The organism is Streptomyces sp. A2-16, from assembly GCF_018128905.1.
Lineage (GTDB): Bacteria > Actinomycetota > Actinomycetes > Streptomycetales > Streptomycetaceae > Streptomyces.
Genome location: NZ_CP063808.1, coordinates 2,088,908 through 2,107,224 on the forward strand (window position 1 = coordinate 2,088,908; position 18,317 = coordinate 2,107,224).

At 65.1% G+C, this 18,317-nt stretch carries 5 protein-coding genes, 1 tRNA gene and 3 rRNA genes; 8 read left to right on the forward strand and 1 reads right to left on the reverse strand.

Features of this window, described 5'->3' with window-relative positions; genetic code table 11:
• Positions 1 to 134: 134 nt before the first annotated feature.
• The 7 genes from dapA (at position 135) to IOD14_RS09630 (ending at position 9,441) form a co-directional block, all read left to right on the forward strand.
• Positions 135 to 1,034 carry a 4-hydroxy-tetrahydrodipicolinate synthase gene (gene dapA, locus IOD14_RS09600; RefSeq protein WP_123991971.1) on the forward strand — a complete coding sequence of 300 codons (900 nt, stop codon included), beginning with the start codon at positions 135 to 137 and terminating at the stop codon, positions 1,032 to 1,034.
• Between the two features lie 151 nt (positions 1,035 to 1,185).
• Entirely contained in the window at positions 1,186 to 2,871 is a 1,686-nt protein-coding gene (locus IOD14_RS09605) for a ribonuclease J (RefSeq protein ID WP_212670048.1), read from the forward strand.
• Positions 2,872 to 3,373: 502 nt separating this feature from the next.
• Positions 3,374 to 4,899: ribosomal RNA gene (locus IOD14_RS09610) — 16S ribosomal RNA — on the forward strand.
• Positions 4,900 to 5,206: 307 nt separating this feature from the next.
• A 23S ribosomal RNA gene (locus IOD14_RS09615) occupies positions 5,207 to 8,329 on the forward strand.
• A gap of 71 nt (positions 8,330 to 8,400) precedes the next feature.
• Positions 8,401 to 8,517, forward strand: a 5S ribosomal RNA gene (rrf, locus tag IOD14_RS09620).
• Together the 16S, 23S and 5S rRNA genes form the textbook arrangement of a ribosomal RNA operon.
• Positions 8,518 to 8,631: 114 nt before the next feature.
• On the forward strand, positions 8,632 to 9,291 hold the full coding sequence (locus IOD14_RS09625; protein ID WP_212673238.1) for a DegT/DnrJ/EryC1/StrS family aminotransferase: 660 nt from the start codon (positions 8,632 to 8,634) through the stop codon (positions 9,289 to 9,291).
• Positions 9,292 to 9,365: 74 nt separating this feature from the next.
• Positions 9,366 to 9,441, forward strand: a tRNA-Thr gene (locus IOD14_RS09630).
• A gap of 47 nt (positions 9,442 to 9,488) precedes the next feature.
• On the opposite strand, the gene IOD14_RS09635 is transcribed toward IOD14_RS09630, so the two are convergent.
• Positions 9,489 to 12,242 (reverse strand): SpoIIE family protein phosphatase, encoded by a 2,754-nt coding sequence (locus IOD14_RS09635; RefSeq protein ID WP_212670049.1) that lies wholly within the window; start codon positions 12,240 to 12,242, stop codon positions 9,489 to 9,491.
• A 396-nt stretch (positions 12,243 to 12,638) separates the two neighbouring features.
• On the opposite strand from IOD14_RS09635, the gene IOD14_RS09640 reads away from it, so the two are divergent.
• The gene (locus tag IOD14_RS09640; protein WP_123991974.1) at positions 12,639 to 18,110 is read left to right on the forward strand and encodes a HAMP domain-containing protein; all 5,472 of its coding nucleotides are present in this window, start codon (positions 12,639 to 12,641) and stop codon (positions 18,108 to 18,110) included.
• Positions 18,111 to 18,317 lie beyond the last annotated feature (207 nt).

The following is an 18,317-nucleotide window of genomic DNA, read 5'->3' on the forward strand; positions in this document are numbered from 1 at the left end:
TTCATCTAGCCTGATCAAACGGACCCGGCACTGCTTGAACCCCCGAGCAGGCAGTGCCGGGCTCCGCATTTGTCCTGACTTTTCCCGCCCCCCTAGGGCAGACCCCGCCTTGAGCAACGAGTAGCGTGTTACCCATGGCTCCGACCTCCACTCCGCAGACCCCCTTCGGGCGGGTCCTCACCGCCATGGTCACGCCCTTCACGGCGGACGGCGCACTCGACCTCGACGGCGCACAGCGGCTCGCCACCCACCTGGTGGACGCAGGCAACGACGGCCTGATCATCAACGGCACCACCGGCGAGTCCCCCACCACCAGTGACGCGGAGAAATCGGACCTCGTACGAGCCGTACTGGAGGCAGTCGGCGACCGTGCCCACGTCGTCGCCGGCGTCGGCACCAACGACACCCGCCACAGCATCGAGCTGGCCCGCACCGCCGAGAAGACCGGCGCACACGGCCTGCTCATCGTGACGCCGTACTACAACAAGCCCCCGCAGGAGGGCCTGTACCGGCACTTCACGGCCGTCGCCGACGCCGCCGAGCTGCCCGTCATGCTCTACGACATCCCGGGCCGCAGCGGTGTCCCGATCAGCACCGAGACGCTGGTCCGGCTCGCCGAGCACCCGCGGATCGTCGCCAACAAGGACGCCAAGGGCGACCTCGGCCGCGCCAGCTGGGCCATCGCCCGCTCCGGCCTCTCCTGGTACTCCGGCGACGACATGCTGAACCTGCCGCTGCTCTCCGTGGGCGCGGTCGGCTTCGTCTCGGTCGTCGGCCATGTCGTCACCCCGGACCTGCGCGCCCTGGTCGAGGCGTTCGTCTCCGGAGACGTCCAGAAGGCCACCGAGATCCACCAGAAGCTGCTTCCCGTCTACACGGGCATGTTCCGCACCCAGGGCGTGATGACGACCAAGGCGGCGCTCGCCCTCCAGGGCCTCCCCGCCGGGCCCCTGCGCGCCCCCATGGTGGAGCTCTCACCCGAAGAGATCCGGCAGCTCAAGATCGATCTTGCCGCCGGCGGGGTACAGCTCTAGCACCAGACTTCGCGCGCCCGGCGCGCAACCAGACTCAACAACTGAATACGCGGGCCACCGGTGCCCGCTCCACAACGACAACTGCTACACGCACGAACGTCACGCGCGCCACGTGCCACCGGTACGTGGCGCGCGTGGTGAGGAGAGTCTTTTGAGTCATCCGCATCCTGAACTGGCCCCGCCCCCGCCGCTGCCCGAAGGCGGCCTCCGGGTCACCCCGCTCGGCGGTCTCGGCGAGATCGGCCGAAACATGACGGTCTTCGAGTTCGGCGGCCGTCTGCTCATCGTCGACTGCGGCGTTCTCTTCCCCGAGGAGGAACAGCCCGGAATCGACCTGATCCTGCCGGACTTCTCGTCCATCCGGGACCGCCTCGACGACATCGAGGGCATCGTCCTCACCCATGGTCACGAGGACCACATCGGGGCCGTCCCGTATCTCCTCCGGGAGAAGCCGGACATCCCCCTGATCGGCTCCAAGCTGACCCTGGCCTTCATCGAGGCCAAGCTCCAGGAGCACCGGATCCGTCCGTACACCCTTGAGGTGGCGGAGGGACACCGCGAGCGCATCGGCCCCTTCGACTGCGAGTTCGTCGCGGTCAACCACTCGATCCCGGACGCCCTCGCCGTCGCCATCCGCACGCCGGCGGGCATGGTGGTCCACACGGGCGACTTCAAGATGGACCAGCTCCCGCTGGACGGCCGTCTCACGGATCTGCACGCGTTCGCACGTCTGAGCGAGGAAGGGATCGACCTCCTTCTCTCCGACTCCACGAACGCCGAGGTCCCCGGATTCGTGGCACCCGAGCGGGACATCTCCAACGTCCTGCGCACGGTCTTCGGGAACGCACGCAAGCGGATCATCGTGGCCAGCTTCGCCAGCCACATCCACCGCATCCAGCAGATCCTGGACACGGCGCACGAGTACGGCCGCCGCGTCGCCTTCGTGGGCCGCTCGATGGTCCGCAACATGGGCATCGCACGGGACCTCGGCTATCTGAAGGTCCCGCCGGGGCTGGTGGTGGACGTCAAGACGCTCGACGACCTCCCGGACCACGAGGTGGTCCTGGTCTGCACGGGCTCCCAGGGCGAACCGATGGCCGCCCTGTCCCGCATGGCCAACCGCGATCACCAGATCCGGATCGTCCAGGGCGACACGGTCATCCTCGCGTCCTCGCTGATCCCCGGGAACGAGAACGCGGTCTACCGCGTCATCAACGGCCTGACCCGCTGGGGCGCCAACGTCGTCCACAAGGGCAACGCCAAGGTGCACGTCTCGGGCCACGCGTCCGCGGGCGAGCTCCTGTACTTCTACAACATCTGCCGCCCGAAGAACCTGATGCCGGTCCACGGCGAATGGCGCCACCTGCGCGCCAACGCCGAGTTGGGCGCCCTGACCGGCGTCCCGCACGACCGCATCGTCATCGCCGAGGACGGCGTGGTCGTCGACCTCGTCGAGGGCAAGGCGAAGATCTCGGGCAAGGTGCAGGCGGGCTACGTCTACGTCGACGGCCTCTCGGTCGGCGATGTCGGCGAGCCGGCCCTCAAGGACCGCAAGATCCTCGGCGACGAGGGCATCATCTCGGTCTTCCTGGTCGTCGACTCGTCCACAGGCAAGATCACGGGCGGCCCGCACATCCAGGCCCGCGGCTCCGGCATCGACGACTCGGCGTTCAGCGACGTGATCCCGAGGATCACCGAGGTGCTCGAGCGCTCGGCGCAGGACGGCGTGGTCGAACCCCACCAGCTGCAACAGCTGGTGCGGCGGACCCTGGGCAAGTGGGTCTCCGACACGTATCGCCGCAGGCCGATGATCCTCCCTGTGGTGGTGGAGGTCTGACGGACCGTCGGACATCCGTCCGAGTGAACCAGGAGCGGGGCGCCTCGATTTGCATCGAGGCGCCCCGCTCCAGTAGGTTTACGGCTCCGCCCGAGGGGGAACCCGGCAGCTTCGTGCTCCGGGGCCAGCCTCCAGGAGGGCGGGAATTCCGACTCAGAACTTCTGATAAAGTCGGAGCCGCCGGAAAGGGAAACGCGAGAGCGGGAACCTGGAAAGCACCGAGGAAATCGGAACCGGAAACGGTCTGATAGAGTCGGAAACGCAAGACCGAAGGGAAAAGCCCGGAGGAAAGCCCGAGAGGGTGAGTACAAAGGAAGCGTCCGTTCCTTGAGAACTCAACAGCGTGCCAAAAATCAACGCCAGATATGTTGATACCCCGTCTCTCTCGGTTTCGAGAGGGCGAGGTTCCTTTGAAGAAAACACAGCGAGGACGCTGTGAACGACCGCCCTATTCCGGTGGTTGTTCCGCTCTCGTGTGTGTGCACCCGATTACGGGTAAACATTCACGGAGAGTTTGATCCTGGCTCAGGACGAACGCTGGCGGCGTGCTTAACACATGCAAGTCGAACGATGAACCACTTCGGTGGGGATTAGTGGCGAACGGGTGAGTAACACGTGGGCAATCTGCCCTTCACTCTGGGACAAGCCCTGGAAACGGGGTCTAATACCGGATACCACTACCGCAGGCATCTGTGGTGGTTGAAAGCTCCGGCGGTGAAGGATGAGCCCGCGGCCTATCAGCTTGTTGGTGAGGTAATGGCTCACCAAGGCGACGACGGGTAGCCGGCCTGAGAGGGCGACCGGCCACACTGGGACTGAGACACGGCCCAGACTCCTACGGGAGGCAGCAGTGGGGAATATTGCACAATGGGCGAAAGCCTGATGCAGCGACGCCGCGTGAGGGATGACGGCCTTCGGGTTGTAAACCTCTTTCAGCAGGGAAGAAGCGAAAGTGACGGTACCTGCAGAAGAAGCGCCGGCTAACTACGTGCCAGCAGCCGCGGTAATACGTAGGGCGCAAGCGTTGTCCGGAATTATTGGGCGTAAAGAGCTCGTAGGCGGCTTGTCACGTCGGGTGTGAAAGCCCGGGGCTTAACCCCGGGTCTGCATTCGATACGGGCTAGCTAGAGTGTGGTAGGGGAGATCGGAATTCCTGGTGTAGCGGTGAAATGCGCAGATATCAGGAGGAACACCGGTGGCGAAGGCGGATCTCTGGGCCATTACTGACGCTGAGGAGCGAAAGCGTGGGGAGCGAACAGGATTAGATACCCTGGTAGTCCACGCCGTAAACGGTGGGAACTAGGTGTTGGCGACATTCCACGTCGTCGGTGCCGCAGCTAACGCATTAAGTTCCCCGCCTGGGGAGTACGGCCGCAAGGCTAAAACTCAAAGGAATTGACGGGGGCCCGCACAAGCAGCGGAGCATGTGGCTTAATTCGACGCAACGCGAAGAACCTTACCAAGGCTTGACATACACCGGAAAGCATTAGAGATAGTGCCCCCCTTGTGGTCGGTGTACAGGTGGTGCATGGCTGTCGTCAGCTCGTGTCGTGAGATGTTGGGTTAAGTCCCGCAACGAGCGCAACCCTTGTTCTGTGTTGCCAGCATGCCCTTCGGGGTGATGGGGACTCACAGGAGACCGCCGGGGTCAACTCGGAGGAAGGTGGGGACGACGTCAAGTCATCATGCCCCTTATGTCTTGGGCTGCACACGTGCTACAATGGCAGGTACAATGAGCTGCGATACCGTGAGGTGGAGCGAATCTCAAAAAGCCTGTCTCAGTTCGGATTGGGGTCTGCAACTCGACCCCATGAAGTCGGAGTTGCTAGTAATCGCAGATCAGCATTGCTGCGGTGAATACGTTCCCGGGCCTTGTACACACCGCCCGTCACGTCACGAAAGTCGGTAACACCCGAAGCCGGTGGCCCAACCCCTTGTGGGAGGGAGCTGTCGAAGGTGGGACTGGCGATTGGGACGAAGTCGTAACAAGGTAGCCGTACCGGAAGGTGCGGCTGGATCACCTCCTTTCTAAGGAGCATCTAGGCCGCCAAGCGTGCTTGGTGGTCCAGGGCCATTACGCAGGCAAACGTTCTGCGGTGGTTGCTCATGGGTGGAACGTTGATTATTCGGCCGGTTTCACGGGTCGGAGGCTGCAAGTACTGCTCGCAAGAGCGTGGAAAGCATGATCTCCGGACGGGATCTGGTCGGGCACGCTGTTGGGTGTCTGAGGGAATGAACCCCCTCGATGCCGGCCCCAGTGAACTCGGAGTGTTGCTCCGGGGTGATGGGTGGCTGGTCGTTGTTTGAGAACTGCACAGTGGACGCGAGCATCTGTGGCCAAGTTTTTAAGGGCGCACGGTGGATGCCTTGGCACCAGGAACCGATGAAGGACGTGGGAGGCCACGATAGTCCCCGGGGAGTCGTCAACCAGGCTTTGATCCGGGGGTTTCCGAATGGGGAAACCCGGCAGTCGTCATGGGCTGTCACCCATACCTGAACACATAGGGTATGTGGAGGGAACGCGGGGAAGTGAAACATCTCAGTACCCGCAGGAAGAGAAAACAACCGTGATTCCGGGAGTAGTGGCGAGCGAAACCGGATGAGGCCAAACCGTATGCGTGTGAGACCCGGCAGGGGTTGCGCATGCGGGGTTGTGGGATCTCTCTTTCACAGTCTGCCGGCTGTGAGACGAGTCAGAAACCGTTGATGTAGGCGAAGGACATGCGAAAGGTCCGGCGTAGAGGGTAAGACCCCCGTAGTCGAAACATCAGCGGCTCGTTTGAGAGACACCCAAGTAGCACGGGGCCCGAGAAATCCCGTGTGAATCTGGCGGGACCACCCGCTAAGCCTAAATATTCCCTGGTGACCGATAGCGGATAGTACCGTGAGGGAATGGTGAAAAGTACCGCGGGAGCGGAGTGAAATAGTACCTGAAACCGTGTGCCTACAAGCCGTGGGAGCGTCGGAATGAAAGCTTGCTTTCATTCTCGTGACTGCGTGCCTTTTGAAGAATGAGCCTGCGAGTTTGCGGTGTGTTGCGAGGTTAACCCGGGTGGGGTAGCCGTAGCGAAAGCGAGTCCTAATAGGGCGTTTGAGTAGCACGCTCAAGACCCGAAGCGGAGTGATCTAGCCATGGGCAGGTTGAAGCGGAGGTAAGACTTCGTGGAGGACCGAACCCACCAGGGTTGAAAACCTGGGGGATGACCTGTGGTTAGGGGTGAAAGGCCAATCAAACTCCGTGATAGCTGGTTCTCCCCGAAATGCATTTAGGTGCAGCGTCGTGTGTTTCTTGCCGGAGGTAGAGCACTGGATAGGCGATGGGCCCTACCGGGTTACTGACCTTAGCCAAACTCCGAATGCCGGTAAGTGAGAGCGCGGCAGTGAGACTGTGGGGGATAAGCTCCATGGTCGAGAGGGAAACAGCCCAGAGCATCGACTAAGGCCCCTAAGCGTACGCTAAGTGGGAAAGGATGTGGAGTCGCAGAGACAACCAGGAGGTTGGCTTAGAAGCAGCCACCCTTGAAAGAGTGCGTAATAGCTCACTGGTCTAGTGATTCCGCGCCGACAATGTAGCGGGGCTCAAGCGTACCGCCGAAGTCGTGTCATTGCAGCAATACGCCCAACGGCGGCTGTGATGGGTAGGGGAGCGTCGTGTGCCGGGTGAAGCTGCAGCGGAAGCTAGTGGTGGACGGTTCACGAGTGAGAATGCAGGCATGAGTAGCGATACACACGTGGGAAACGTGTGCGCCGATTGACTAAGGGTTCCTGGGTCAAGCTGATCTGCCCAGGGTAAGTCGGGACCTAAGGCGAGGCCGACAGGCGTAGTCGATGGATAACCGGTTGATATTCCGGTACCCGCTGTGAAGCGTCAAACATCGAACCAGGCGATGCTAAGTCCGTGAAGCCGCCCCGGAGCCTTCGGGCAAAGGGGAGTGGTGGAGCCGACGAACCAGACTTGCAGTAGGTGAGTGATGGGGTGACGCAGGAAGGTAGTCCAGCCCGGGCGGTGGTTGTCCCGGGGTAAGGGTGTAGGCCGTGCGATAGGCAAATCCGTCGCACTTGTGGCTGAGACCTGATGCCGAGCCGATTGTGGTGAAGTGGATGATCCTATGCTGTCGAGAAAAGCCTCTAGCGAGTTTCATGGCGGCCCGTACCCTAAACCGACTCAGGTGGTCAGGTAGAGAATACCGAGGCGTTCGGGTGAACTATGGTTAAGGAACTCGGCAAAATGCCCCCGTAACTTCGGGAGAAGGGGGGCCATCACCGGTGATTGAATTTACTTCATGAGCTGGGGGTGGCCGCAGAGACCAGCGAGAAGCGACTGTTTACTAAAAACACAGGTCCGTGCGAAGCCGTAAGGCGATGTATACGGACTGACGCCTGCCCGGTGCTGGAACGTTAAGGGGACCGGTTAGTCACATTTCGGTGTGGCGAAGCTGAGAACTTAAGCGCCAGTAAACGGCGGTGGTAACTATAACCATCCTAAGGTAGCGAAATTCCTTGTCGGGTAAGTTCCGACCTGCACGAATGGCGTAACGACTTCTCGACTGTCTCAACCATAGGCCCGGTGAAATTGCACTACGAGTAAAGATGCTCGTTTCGCGCAGCAGGACGGAAAGACCCCGGGACCTTTACTACAGTTTGATATTGGTGTTCGGTTCGGCTTGTGTAGGATAGCTGGGAGACTGTGAAGCTTGGACGCCAGTTCAGGTGGAGTCGTCGTTGAAATACCAGTCTGGTCGTGCTGGATGTCTAACCTGGGTCCGTGATCCGGATCAGGGACAGTGTCTGATGGGTAGTTTAACTGGGGCGGTTGCCTCCTAAAGAGTAACGGAGGCGCCCAAAGGTTCCCTCAGCCTGGTTGGTAATCAGGTGTTGAGTGTAAGTGCACAAGGGAGCTTGACTGTGAGACCGACGGGTCGAGCAGGGACGAAAGTCGGGACTAGTGATCCGGCGGTGGCTTGTGGAAGCGCCGTCGCTCAACGGATAAAAGGTACCCCGGGGATAACAGGCTGATCTTCCCCAAGAGTCCATATCGACGGGATGGTTTGGCACCTCGATGTCGGCTCGTCGCATCCTGGGGCTGGAGTCGGTCCCAAGGGTTGGGCTGTTCGCCCATTAAAGCGGTACGCGAGCTGGGTTTAGAACGTCGTGAGACAGTTCGGTCCCTATCCGCTGCGCGCGTAGGAATATTGAGAAGGGCTGTCCCTAGTACGAGAGGACCGGGACGGACGAACCTCTGGTGTGCCAGTTGTTCTGCCAAGGGCATGGCTGGTTGGCTACGTTCGGGAGGGATAACCGCTGAAAGCATCTAAGCGGGAAGCCTGCTTCGAGATGAGTATTCCCACCCCCTTTGAGGGGTTAAGGCTCCCAGTAGACGACTGGGTTGATAGGCCGGATCTGGAAGCCCAGTAATGGGTGGAGGTGACCGGTACTAATAGGCCGAGGGCTTGTCCATATTTGCTCGCGTCCACTGTGTTAGTTCTGAGGCAACGACCGTGTTGTGTTTCCGGTCTAACTTCATAGTGTTTCGGTGGTCATAGCGTGAGGGAAACGCCCGGTTACATTCCGAACCCGGAAGCTAAGCCTTTCAGCGCCGATGGTACTGCAGGGGGGACCCTGTGGGAGAGTAGGACACCGCCGAACAATTATTAAAAGGGTTGGATCCTGAACTTCGGTTCGGGGTCCAACCCTTTTTTGTTGTGCGTCACTTGGAGTTCACGTTGCACAACCACCATCCGGAGCATGGGTACTGCTGCAATGCTCAGGGCCGCCGGCGTCGGAGTCGGTGACGAGGTCGTCGTACCGGCCTTCGGGAACGTCGAGGTCGCCCAGGCGGTGACACTCGCGGGTGCGCTTCCGGTGTTCGCGGACATACATCCGGTCAGCTACTGCCTCGACGCGTCCGCTGTCGAAGCGGCCATCACTCCGCGGACGGCGGCCATCGTGGTCGTACACCGATTCGGGCGGCCGGCCGACATGGCGCGGCTGCTCGGGGTGGGGCAGCGGCACGGGCTGCTGGTGCTGCAGGAGGGTGAGTCCGCGCCGTACGACGAAGTCGCACAGCGTCGGGAGCGGGCGTGCTATCTCGATGGGAAGTTGCGCGGGGTGCGCACGCCCGATGGCGGCGACGGGCACACCTATCAGCAGTACGTCGTGCGGGTGCCGGGGAACGGGCGACCGGACCGGGATGCCTTTGCGCGGGCCCTGCGGAGCAAGGGAGTCGAGTGCCGCGTCCCGGTGAAGACGCCCGTGCACCGGCTGCCCGAATTCCGGCGCTGTGTATCGCTGCCGGAAACCGAACGGGCCGCCGACGAGACGCTCGCGCTGCCGGTGGACGCTTCCCTGACGAAGCGGGACATGCAGCGGGTCGTGGCCGCGTGCAATGCGCTCGGCGGACTGCTTCAGCCTGCCTTCTGAGCGAGTTGGGAGCACGGGTCTGTTCGGGGTATGATCTATTCCGTTGCCGCGAGGGAAACATCGTAAAGCGACAGGCCCCCTTAGCTCAGTCGGCAGAGCGTCTCCATGGTAAGGAGAAGGTCAACGGTTCGATTCCGTTAGGGGGCTCCAGTCAAAAGGCCCCGCCCATTCGGGCGGGGCCTTTCTCGTGCCTGCTCTCAGTCCTGGTGGAGGCCCGGGACGCGCATCGCCAGAATCGCCATGTCGTCTGACGGGGCGTCGGAAGCGAAACGCTCGACCGCGCGCATGATGCGGGCCGCTACCGCGCCGGCCGTCAGGCCCGTGCACGTGGTGAGGACGTCGGCGAGACCGTCGTCGCCCAGCATGCGGGTACCTTCACGGCGCTCGGTGACGCCGTCCGTGACGCAGAGCAGGACATCGCCCGGGTCGAGGGTGACCGTCTCCTCGTAGAGCTCCAGGTCCTCCATGACGCCGAGGAGCGGCTGGGGTTCGGCGGCCGGTTCCACGGTGCCGTCCTGGCGCAGGCGGAGCGGGAGCGGGTGGCCGGCGCAGACCACCTTCAGGCGCGCGCTGCCGTCCTCCTGCGGCCACAGCTCGCCGTACAGGAGCGTCAGGAAGCGGCTGCGGGCGCCCTCGTCGAGGATCGCGGAGTTCAGGCGCTCCAGGACGGCGGGGCCGCTCAGGCCCTCCCTGGCCAGGAGGCGGAGGGCGTGTCGGGCGAGTCCTGTCACCGCCGCCGCGTTCGGGCCCGTGCCGCAGACGTCGCCGATGGCGAAGCCGTACGCGCCGTCGCTGATGGGGAACACGTCGTAGAAGTCGCCGCCGACCTCGTTGCCCTCGCCGGCCGCGCGGTAGATGACCTCGACCTCGACGCCGTCGATCTCGGGCAGCTCCGGAGGCAGGAGGCTGCGCTGGAGGGACTGGCTGATGGCCGTGCGCTCGGAGTAGAGGCGGGCGTTGTCCAGGGCCAGGGCGGCCCGGCGGGACAAGTCCTCGGCCAGTTCCAGGATTTCCTGGCGGAAGTGCTCGTCGGCCGGCTTGCCGAGGGTCAGCATGCCGATGACACGGTTGCGGGCGACCAAGGGGAGGACGACGGTCTCGCCGCCGACAGCGGAGGCCGTGGCCAGCGTGGGGCCGATTCCGGAGGCGAGCTGGTGGGTGGGTCCGCCGCTGAGTCCGAGGCTGCGCATCGAGCTGCGCAGGGCGGCCTGGTGGGCCGCCTCGCCGGGGGCCGACCAGACGCGGGCGCCGGGAGTGGGGACCGGGTCCGGGGGCTGCACCTTCGACAGCAACGACTTGATGCCGTCGATGAGTTCCTCGTCCTCGTGCAGGACGTACGACAGATAGGGATCCGAGGCCTGGTCGGCGATCGTGTAGACGGCGCACCAGGTGGCCAGGGTCGGGACGGTCATCTGGGCCATGAGGGCCAGCGTCTGGTCGCGGTCCAGGGTGCCGGCGAGGAGGTCGGAGGCCTCGACGAGGAAGCTCAGGGAGCCGCGCCGCAGGCGTTCGAGTTCGCCCAGGCGGGCCGACTCGACGGCCAACGCGATGCGGTCGGCGGCGAATTGGAGGCGCAGGGCCTCTTCGTTCGAGTATCTGCCGGGGCCCTCCGCGGCCACGCCCAGGGAGCCGGTGAGGCGCCCCTCGACCTTCAGGGGGACCGTGACGACCGAACGCATGCCGGTGCCGCTCAGGAGCGGCACGGCGCCCGGTACGGCCAGGAGGTCGTCGTGGACGGCGGGCATGCGCGCGGAGCCGTAGCGGCCGGGGCCCGCTTCGACGGGCACGCGCGCGAAGCGCTGTCGAGCCGAGGGCAGGCCGGTCGAGGCGCGGACCTCCAGCTCCGTCTCGTCGTCCGTCGCGAGGAGCAGGAAGGCGGAGTCGCCGTCGAGCATGTCGCGCGCGCGTTCGACCGTGCGCTGGAGGAGGCCGTCGAGGTCGTCCGGGGCGGGGGAGCCGATGAACACCTCGAAGGGGTCGGTGCTCTGGCCGTCGGAGGAGGTGGTCGTGTCGGAGGCGGGGACGCGCAACGGCGTCTGGAGTACGGCGCGTTCGTGGTCGCGGACCAGGAGGCAGACCGTGGAGGGCTCGCCGCCGGTGTCGCGGACGCGCAGGTGGGAGGCGTAGACCGAGGCGACGCGGCCGTTGGCGGCCCTTATGCCGTAACTGCCCTCCCAGCGCGAGAGTTGGAGTGCCTCGGCGATTCCGGTGCCGGTGCCCGGGGTGTGCGGCCAGGCCGCGAGGTCCGTGAGCGGCTTGCCGATCACCTGTTCGGCGGCGTAGCCGAAGAGTTCCTCGGCGTCCTCGTTCCACGAGGTGATGGCGCACGTGCGGTCGATCTGGACGACGGCGACGCGGACGCGGCCGTCGGCCAGCGGGAGGAGGTCCGCGGGCAGGGACGGGCCCGCCGTGCGGGTGCCCACCGGGCGTTCGGGCAGGTCGAGCTGGAACCAGACCTGCTTGTGGGTGGGGGTGTACTCGACGCCCCAGCGGCCGGCGAGCGCGGCGCACAGCTGGAGACCGCGGCCGCCCTCGCGGTCGAGGTTGCCCATGTTGACGGCCTGGCCCTGGAGCGGGATCTCCCGCTCGGGGTAGCGGTCGGCCACCTCGACCCGGACACCGTCGTCACTGCGCAGACACAGAACGTCCGCGGAGGTGCCCGCATGCACCACGGCGTTGGTGACGAGTTCGCTGGTGAGGACGACCGCGTCGTCGACGATGTCGGCGAAGCCCCAGCCCTGGAGGGTGTCGCGGACGAAGGAGCGGGCGGTCGCTACCGATCGTCCGACAGGCTCGAAGCTGGCGGCCGCGCGCGCGGTGATCACAGAACTCCTCGACCGGTTGTCGACGTGCAGGGCTGCCTGGCCGACCGGCGCATGCCGCTGCTGCGGCAGACCGCCCGTCGGCCGGGGGTCCGGGTTCTGTCCCCCGGGGATCAGTCCGGTGGTCATGTGTGCGGCCGCCCTCCGATGCCCGCTCGTGCTCGTGCCACCGCCCAGGCCGGACGGACCGGCTCGGCTGGACAGCCGCATGCAAGGTTACTTACCTTCGACGGCCATGCGGATGCCGGTCTGCAGTGTTTCCGTCCGGAGGGTGTGCGGACGATGTGCGAAGCTGCCGAACTGTTATGGCCGGGTTCAACCTGGGTGAAACACTGGGCAGGCTCCTGAAGAAGGTTCGGCCAGGCCGAGTGGCTTGAGCGCAACGCGGGCAGCAGCCCGTGGTGCGGCTTTGCACGCCTGGTCGAAATATCGCTGTAGTAAGCAGAAGTACGCGGCCGCAACCAGTGTGCCGCGCGGCACCAGCCGAGTACAGCAGTAACGGTCGACCCCTGCGGGAGGGACACAGTGGAGTCTGGCGCAGCGACGCGGGGCACTAGGACGCGCGCGAAGGACGGACAGTCCCCGAGCGGCCGGCGCAAACCGCGGGGCGGGACCACCGCGGTGGACGCGGCTGCCCTGGACCGGCTGCTGGCCGCGCTGGTCTCGATGCGTGACGGGAACTTCCGCAAGCGGCTCACGGTGTCCGGCGACGGCGTGATGTCGGAGATCGCGGCGGTCTTCAACGAGGTGGCCGACCGCAATCTGCATCTGACGGGTGAGCTGTCGCGGGTGCGGCGCATGGTGGGCCGTGAGGGCAAACTCACGGAACGGCTGGAAACAGGCGCCTGTGAGGGCTCCTGGGCGTCTGCCATCGATGCCTCCAACGCGCTCGTGGACGATCTCGTACGGCCCGTCTCCGAGGTCGGCCGGGTGCTGTCCGCGGTCGCGGAGGGCGATCTGTCGCCCCGGATGGAGCTCAGGACCCAGGCCACGGACGGGACGGGGCATCCGCTGCGCGGGGAGTTCCTGAAGGTCGGGCGGACTGTAAACAACCTTGTCGATCAGCTGTCCACCTTCACCGACGAGGTGACGCGTGTGGCCAGTGAGGTCGGCACCGAGGGCAAGCTCGGCGGGCAGGCACGCGTGCGTGGCATGTCGGGTTCGTGGAAGGACCTGACCGAGTCCGTCAACACGATGGCGTACCGGCTGACGGCCCAGGTGCGCGACATCGCCCTGGTGACCACGGCGGTCGCCAAGGGTGATCTGTCCCGCAAGGTCACCGTTCACGTGGCCGGCGAGATGCTGGAGCTGAAGAACACCGTCAACACGATGGTGGACCAGCTGTCCTCCTTCTCCTCCGAGGTGACCCGCGTCGCCCGCGAGGTGGGCGTCGAGGGCGAGCTCGGCGGCCAGGCGCAGGTGCCGGGTGTGGCCGGGGTGTGGAAGGACCTCACCGATTCGGTGAACCTCATGGCCGGCAACCTGACGGCCCAGGTGCGCGGGATCGCCCAGGTGACGACCGCGGTCGCCAATGGTGACCTGTCGCAGAAGGTGACGGTCTCCGCACGCGGCGAGGTCGCCCAGCTCGCCGACACGATCAACCAGATGACCGAGACGCTGCGGATCTTCGCCGACGAGGTCACGCGTGTGGCCAACGAGGTCGGCGCCGAGGGTCAGCTGGGCGGGCAGGCGAACGTGCCGGGTGCGGCGGGAACGTGGAAGGACCTCACCGATTCGGTGAACACGGTCTTCCGGAACCTCACCACTCAGGTGCGGGACATCGCCGCTGTGACCACGGCGGTGGCCAACGGTGACCTGTCGCAGAAGGTCACCGTGGACGTGGCCGGCGAGATGCTGGAGCTGAAGAACACCGTCAACGGGATGGTGGACCAGCTGTCCGCATTCGGTGCCGAGGTCACGCGCGTGGCGCGCGAGATCGGTGTCGAGGGTGAGCTGGGCGGTCAGGCGCAGGTTCCCGGGGCCGCCGGTACCTGGAAGGACCTCACCGACTCCGTCAACACGGCGTTCAGGAACCTCACCGGACAGGTGAGGAACATCGCCCAGGTGACGACGGCGGTGGCCAACGGCGACCTGTCGCAGAAGGTCACCGTGGACGTCTCCGGCGAGATGCTCCAGCTGAAGAACACCGTGAACACGATGGTGGACCAGCTGTCCGCCTTCGCCGACCAGGTGACGCGGATGGCCCGGGACGTGGGCACCGAGGGCCGGCTCGGCGGTCAGGCCGTCGTGCCCGGGGTCTCCGGCACCTGGAAGGAGCTCACCGACTCCGTCAACTTCATGGGTGGCAACCTCACCTCGCAGGTGCGGCAGATCGCCCAGGTGACGACCGCGGTGGCCCGGGGTGACCTGTCGCAGAAGATCGACGTGGACGCGCGCGGCGAGATCCTGGAGCTGAAGAACACCATCAACACGATGGTGGACCAGCTCTCCGCCTTCGCCGACCAGGTGACCCGCGTGGCCCGCGAGGTGGGCACCGAGGGCCGCCTCGGCGGACAGGCGCAGGTGCCCGGCGTCGCCGGTGTGTGGCGGGACCTGACCGACTCCGTGAACGGAATGGCAGGAAACCTTACTGCTCAGGTGCGGAACATCGCCCAGGTGGCCACCGCGGTGGCCCGGGGTGACCTGTCGCAGAAGATCGACGTGGACGCGCGCGGCGAGATCCTGGAGCTGAAGAACACCCTCAACACGATGGTGGACCAGCTCTCCAGCTTCGCCGACCAGGTGACCCGGGTGGCCCGCGAGGTGGGCACCGAGGGCATCCTGGGCGGGCAGGCCGAGGTGCAGGGTGTCTCCGGCACCTGGAAGGACCTCACGCAGTCCGTGAACTTCATGGCGAACAACCTGACCATCCAGGTGCGCAACATCGCCGAGGTCACCACGGCGGTCGCCAAGGGCGATCTCTCCAAGAAGATCACCGTGGACGCGAAGGGCGAGATCCTCGAGCTCGTCACCACCGTCAACACGATGGTCGACCAGCTGTCGTCCTTCGCCGAGCAGGTGACCCGGGTGGCCCGTGAGGTGGGTACCGAGGGCCAGCTCGGCGGTCAGGCGCGGGTGCCGGGTGTCACGGGCATCTGGAAGGACCTCAGCGACAACGTGAACCTGATGGCCAACAACCTGACCATGCAGGTGCGCAACATCTCCCAGGTGGCGAACGCGGTCGCCAACGGTGACCTCACGCGGACGGTGACGATCGAGGCGCGCGGTGAGGTCGCGCAGCTCGCGGACACCTTCAACACCATGGTGAAGACGCTGAGTTCGTTCGCCGACCAGGTCACCAAGGTGGCCCGTGAGGTGGGCACGGACGGCATCCTGGGCGGCCAGGCGCGGGTGCCCGGTGTGGCCGGCACCTGGAAGGACCTCACCGAGTCCGTGAACCAGATGGCGTCCAACCTGACCGGTCAGGTGCGGAACATCGCCATGGTGACGACGGCCATCGCCAAGGGCGACCTGACGAAGAAGATCGACATCGATGCCCGCGGCGAGATCCTGGAGCTGAAGACGACCATCAACACGATGGTCGACCAGCTGTCCTCCTTCGCGGAGGAGGTCACGCGAGTGGCCCGCGAGGTGGGTACGGAAGGACAGCTGGGCGGACAGGCACGCGTGCGTGACGTCGACGGCACCTGGCGGGACCTGACCGAGTCCGTGAACGAAATGGCAGGAAACCTTACTCGCCAGGTGCGAGCCATCGCGCGCGTGGCGACCGCGGTGACCAGGGGCGACCTGAACCTCAAGATCGACGTGGACGCGTCCGGGGAGATCCAGGAGCTCCAGGACTACATCAACAAGATGATCGCCAACCTGCGCGACACCACGATCGCCAACAAGGAGCAGGACTGGCTCAAGGGCAACCTGGCCCGTATCTCGGCGCTCATGCAGGGCCGCCGGGACCTGGAGGACGTGGCCTCGCTGATCATGAGCGAGCTGACGCCGGTGGTGACCGCGCAGCACGGCGCGTTCTTCGTCGCGATGCCGCTGCTCGACGGCAAGGACCTCAGTGCGGAGGCCGAGGACCAGTACGAGCTGCGGATGCTCGGCTCGTACGGCTACTCGATGGGCTCCATGCCGACCTCGTTCCGGCCGGGTGAGGCGCTCATCGGGACGGCCGCCGAGGAGAAGCGCACGATCCTGGTGGAGAACGCGCCCAGCGGCTATCTGAAGATCTCCTCCGGCCTCGGAGAGGCGCCGCCCGCGCAAGTGATCGTCCTCCCGGTGCTCTTCGAGGGCAAGGTGCTCGGTGTCATCGAGCTCGCGTCCTTCACACCCTTTACGCAGATCCAGAAGGACTTCCTCAACCAGATCGCCGAGATGATCGCGACCAGCGTCAACACCATCTCCGTCAACACCAAGACGGAGGTGCTGCTGAAGCAGTCGCAGGAGCTGACCGAGCAACTCAGGGAGCGGTCGGCGGAGTTGGAGAACCGGCAGAAGGCCCTTCAGGCGTCCAACGCCGAGCTGGAGGAGAAGGCCGAGCTGCTGGCCCAGCAGAACCGCGACATCGAGGTCAAGAACACCGAGATCGAGGAGGCGCGGCAGGTCCTGGAGGAGCGCGCCGAGCAACTGGCCGTATCGATGCGGTACAAGAGCGAGTTCCTGGCCAACATGTCGCACGAGCTGCGGACGCCGCTGAACTCGCTGCTGATCCTCGCCAAGCTGCTCGCCGACAACGCGGACTCCAACCTCACCCCGAAGCAGGTCGAGTTCGCCGAGACCATCCACGGAGCGGGCTCCGATCTGCTCCAGCTCATCAACGACATCCTCGACCTGTCGAAGGTCGAGGCGGGCAAGATGGACGTCTCGCCGACACGCATCGCGCTCGTCCAGCTCGTGGACTACGTGGAGGCCACCTTCCGGCCGCTGACCGCGGAGAAGGGCCTGGACCTGTCCGTGCGGGTCTCGCCCGAGCTGCCCGCCACGCTGCACACCGACGAACAGCGGCTGCTGCAGGTGCTGCGCAACCTGCTCTCCAACGCGGTGAAGTTCACCGACTCCGGGGCGGTCGAGCTGGTCATCCGGCCCGCCGGGCGGGATGTGCCGCTGGCCATCCGGGAGCAGCTGCTGGAGGCCGGCTCACTGCGGGACGCGGACGCCGATCTGATCGCGTTCTCCGTGACCGACACGGGCATCGGCATCGCGGGCAGCAAGATGCGGGTGATCTTCGAGGCGTTCAAGCAGGCCGACGGCACGACCAGCCGCAAGTACGGCGGCACCGGCCTCGGGCTGTCGATCTCGCGGGAGATCGCGCAACTCCTCGGCGGTGAGATCCACGCGCAGAGCGAGCCGGGACGCGGATCGACGTTCACGCTGTATTTGCCGTTGCACCCCAGCGAACTGCCGCCGCAGGGCTACCAGCAGTCCATGCCCGCCCTGGAGGCCGGCGACCTGGTGGCGTCCACGTCGGAGAACGGGATGTCCGGGGTCGAGGTGGAGACGCCGGCCGAGGTGAAGTCGTACCAGGAGACGCAGAACGGTGCGGCGGCTCTCTTCCGGCGTCGTCGCAGGACCGCGCCCGCCCTCGAACAGCGGATCGGACAGCCGGACAGCTGGTCGGCGGTGGAGCACCAGGCGACCCCGCAGCCGCGCCGGGGCATCCGGTTCGGCGGGGAGAAGGTGCTGATCGTCGACGACGACATCCGCAACGTCTTCGCGCTCACCAGCGTTCTTGAACAGCACGGACTGTCCGTGCTCTACGCGGAGAACGGCCGTGAGGGCATCGAGGTCCTCGAACAGCACGAGGATGTGGCGGTCGTCCTGATGGACATCATGATGCCGGAGATGGACGGGTACGCGACGACCAACGCGATCCGCAGGATGCCGCAGTTCGCCGGGCTCCCGATCATCGCGCTGACCGCCAAGGCGATGAAGGGCGACCGGGAGAAGGCCATCGAGTCGGGCGCCTCCGACTACGTGACCAAGCCGGTGGATCCCGATCATCTGCTGTCGGTCATGCAACAGTGGATGCGAGGGGAGTGATGGGAATCAGCGAAGTTCACGCGGAGTTGCTGACTCAGGGTGCCCGACGCCGTGTAGAAGTACGGGATTCGGGGAACCTTCTGGTCTCCCGCTACGTTTCTGCTACGTGCACAGTGACATCGCGGTGACAGGGTGTGGCGACAGACAGGGTGCGGCTACGATGACCGGCACAAGGACGGGCGGCGAAAGGGAGTCGTCCCCAGGGGC

Bases quoted from the DNA above. Each gene is read 5' to 3' on its own strand.
- IOD14_RS09625 (WP_212673238.1), top strand. From the start codon at position 8,632: ATGCTCAGGGCCGCCGGCGTCGGAGTCGGTGACGAGGTCGTCGTACCG.
- dapA (WP_123991971.1), top strand. From the start codon at position 135: ATGGCTCCGACCTCCACTCCGCAGACCCCCTTCGGGCGGGTCCTCACC.
- IOD14_RS09635 (WP_212670049.1), bottom strand. From the start codon at position 12,242: ATGACCACCGGACTGATCCCCGGGGGACAGAACCCGGACCCCCGGCCG.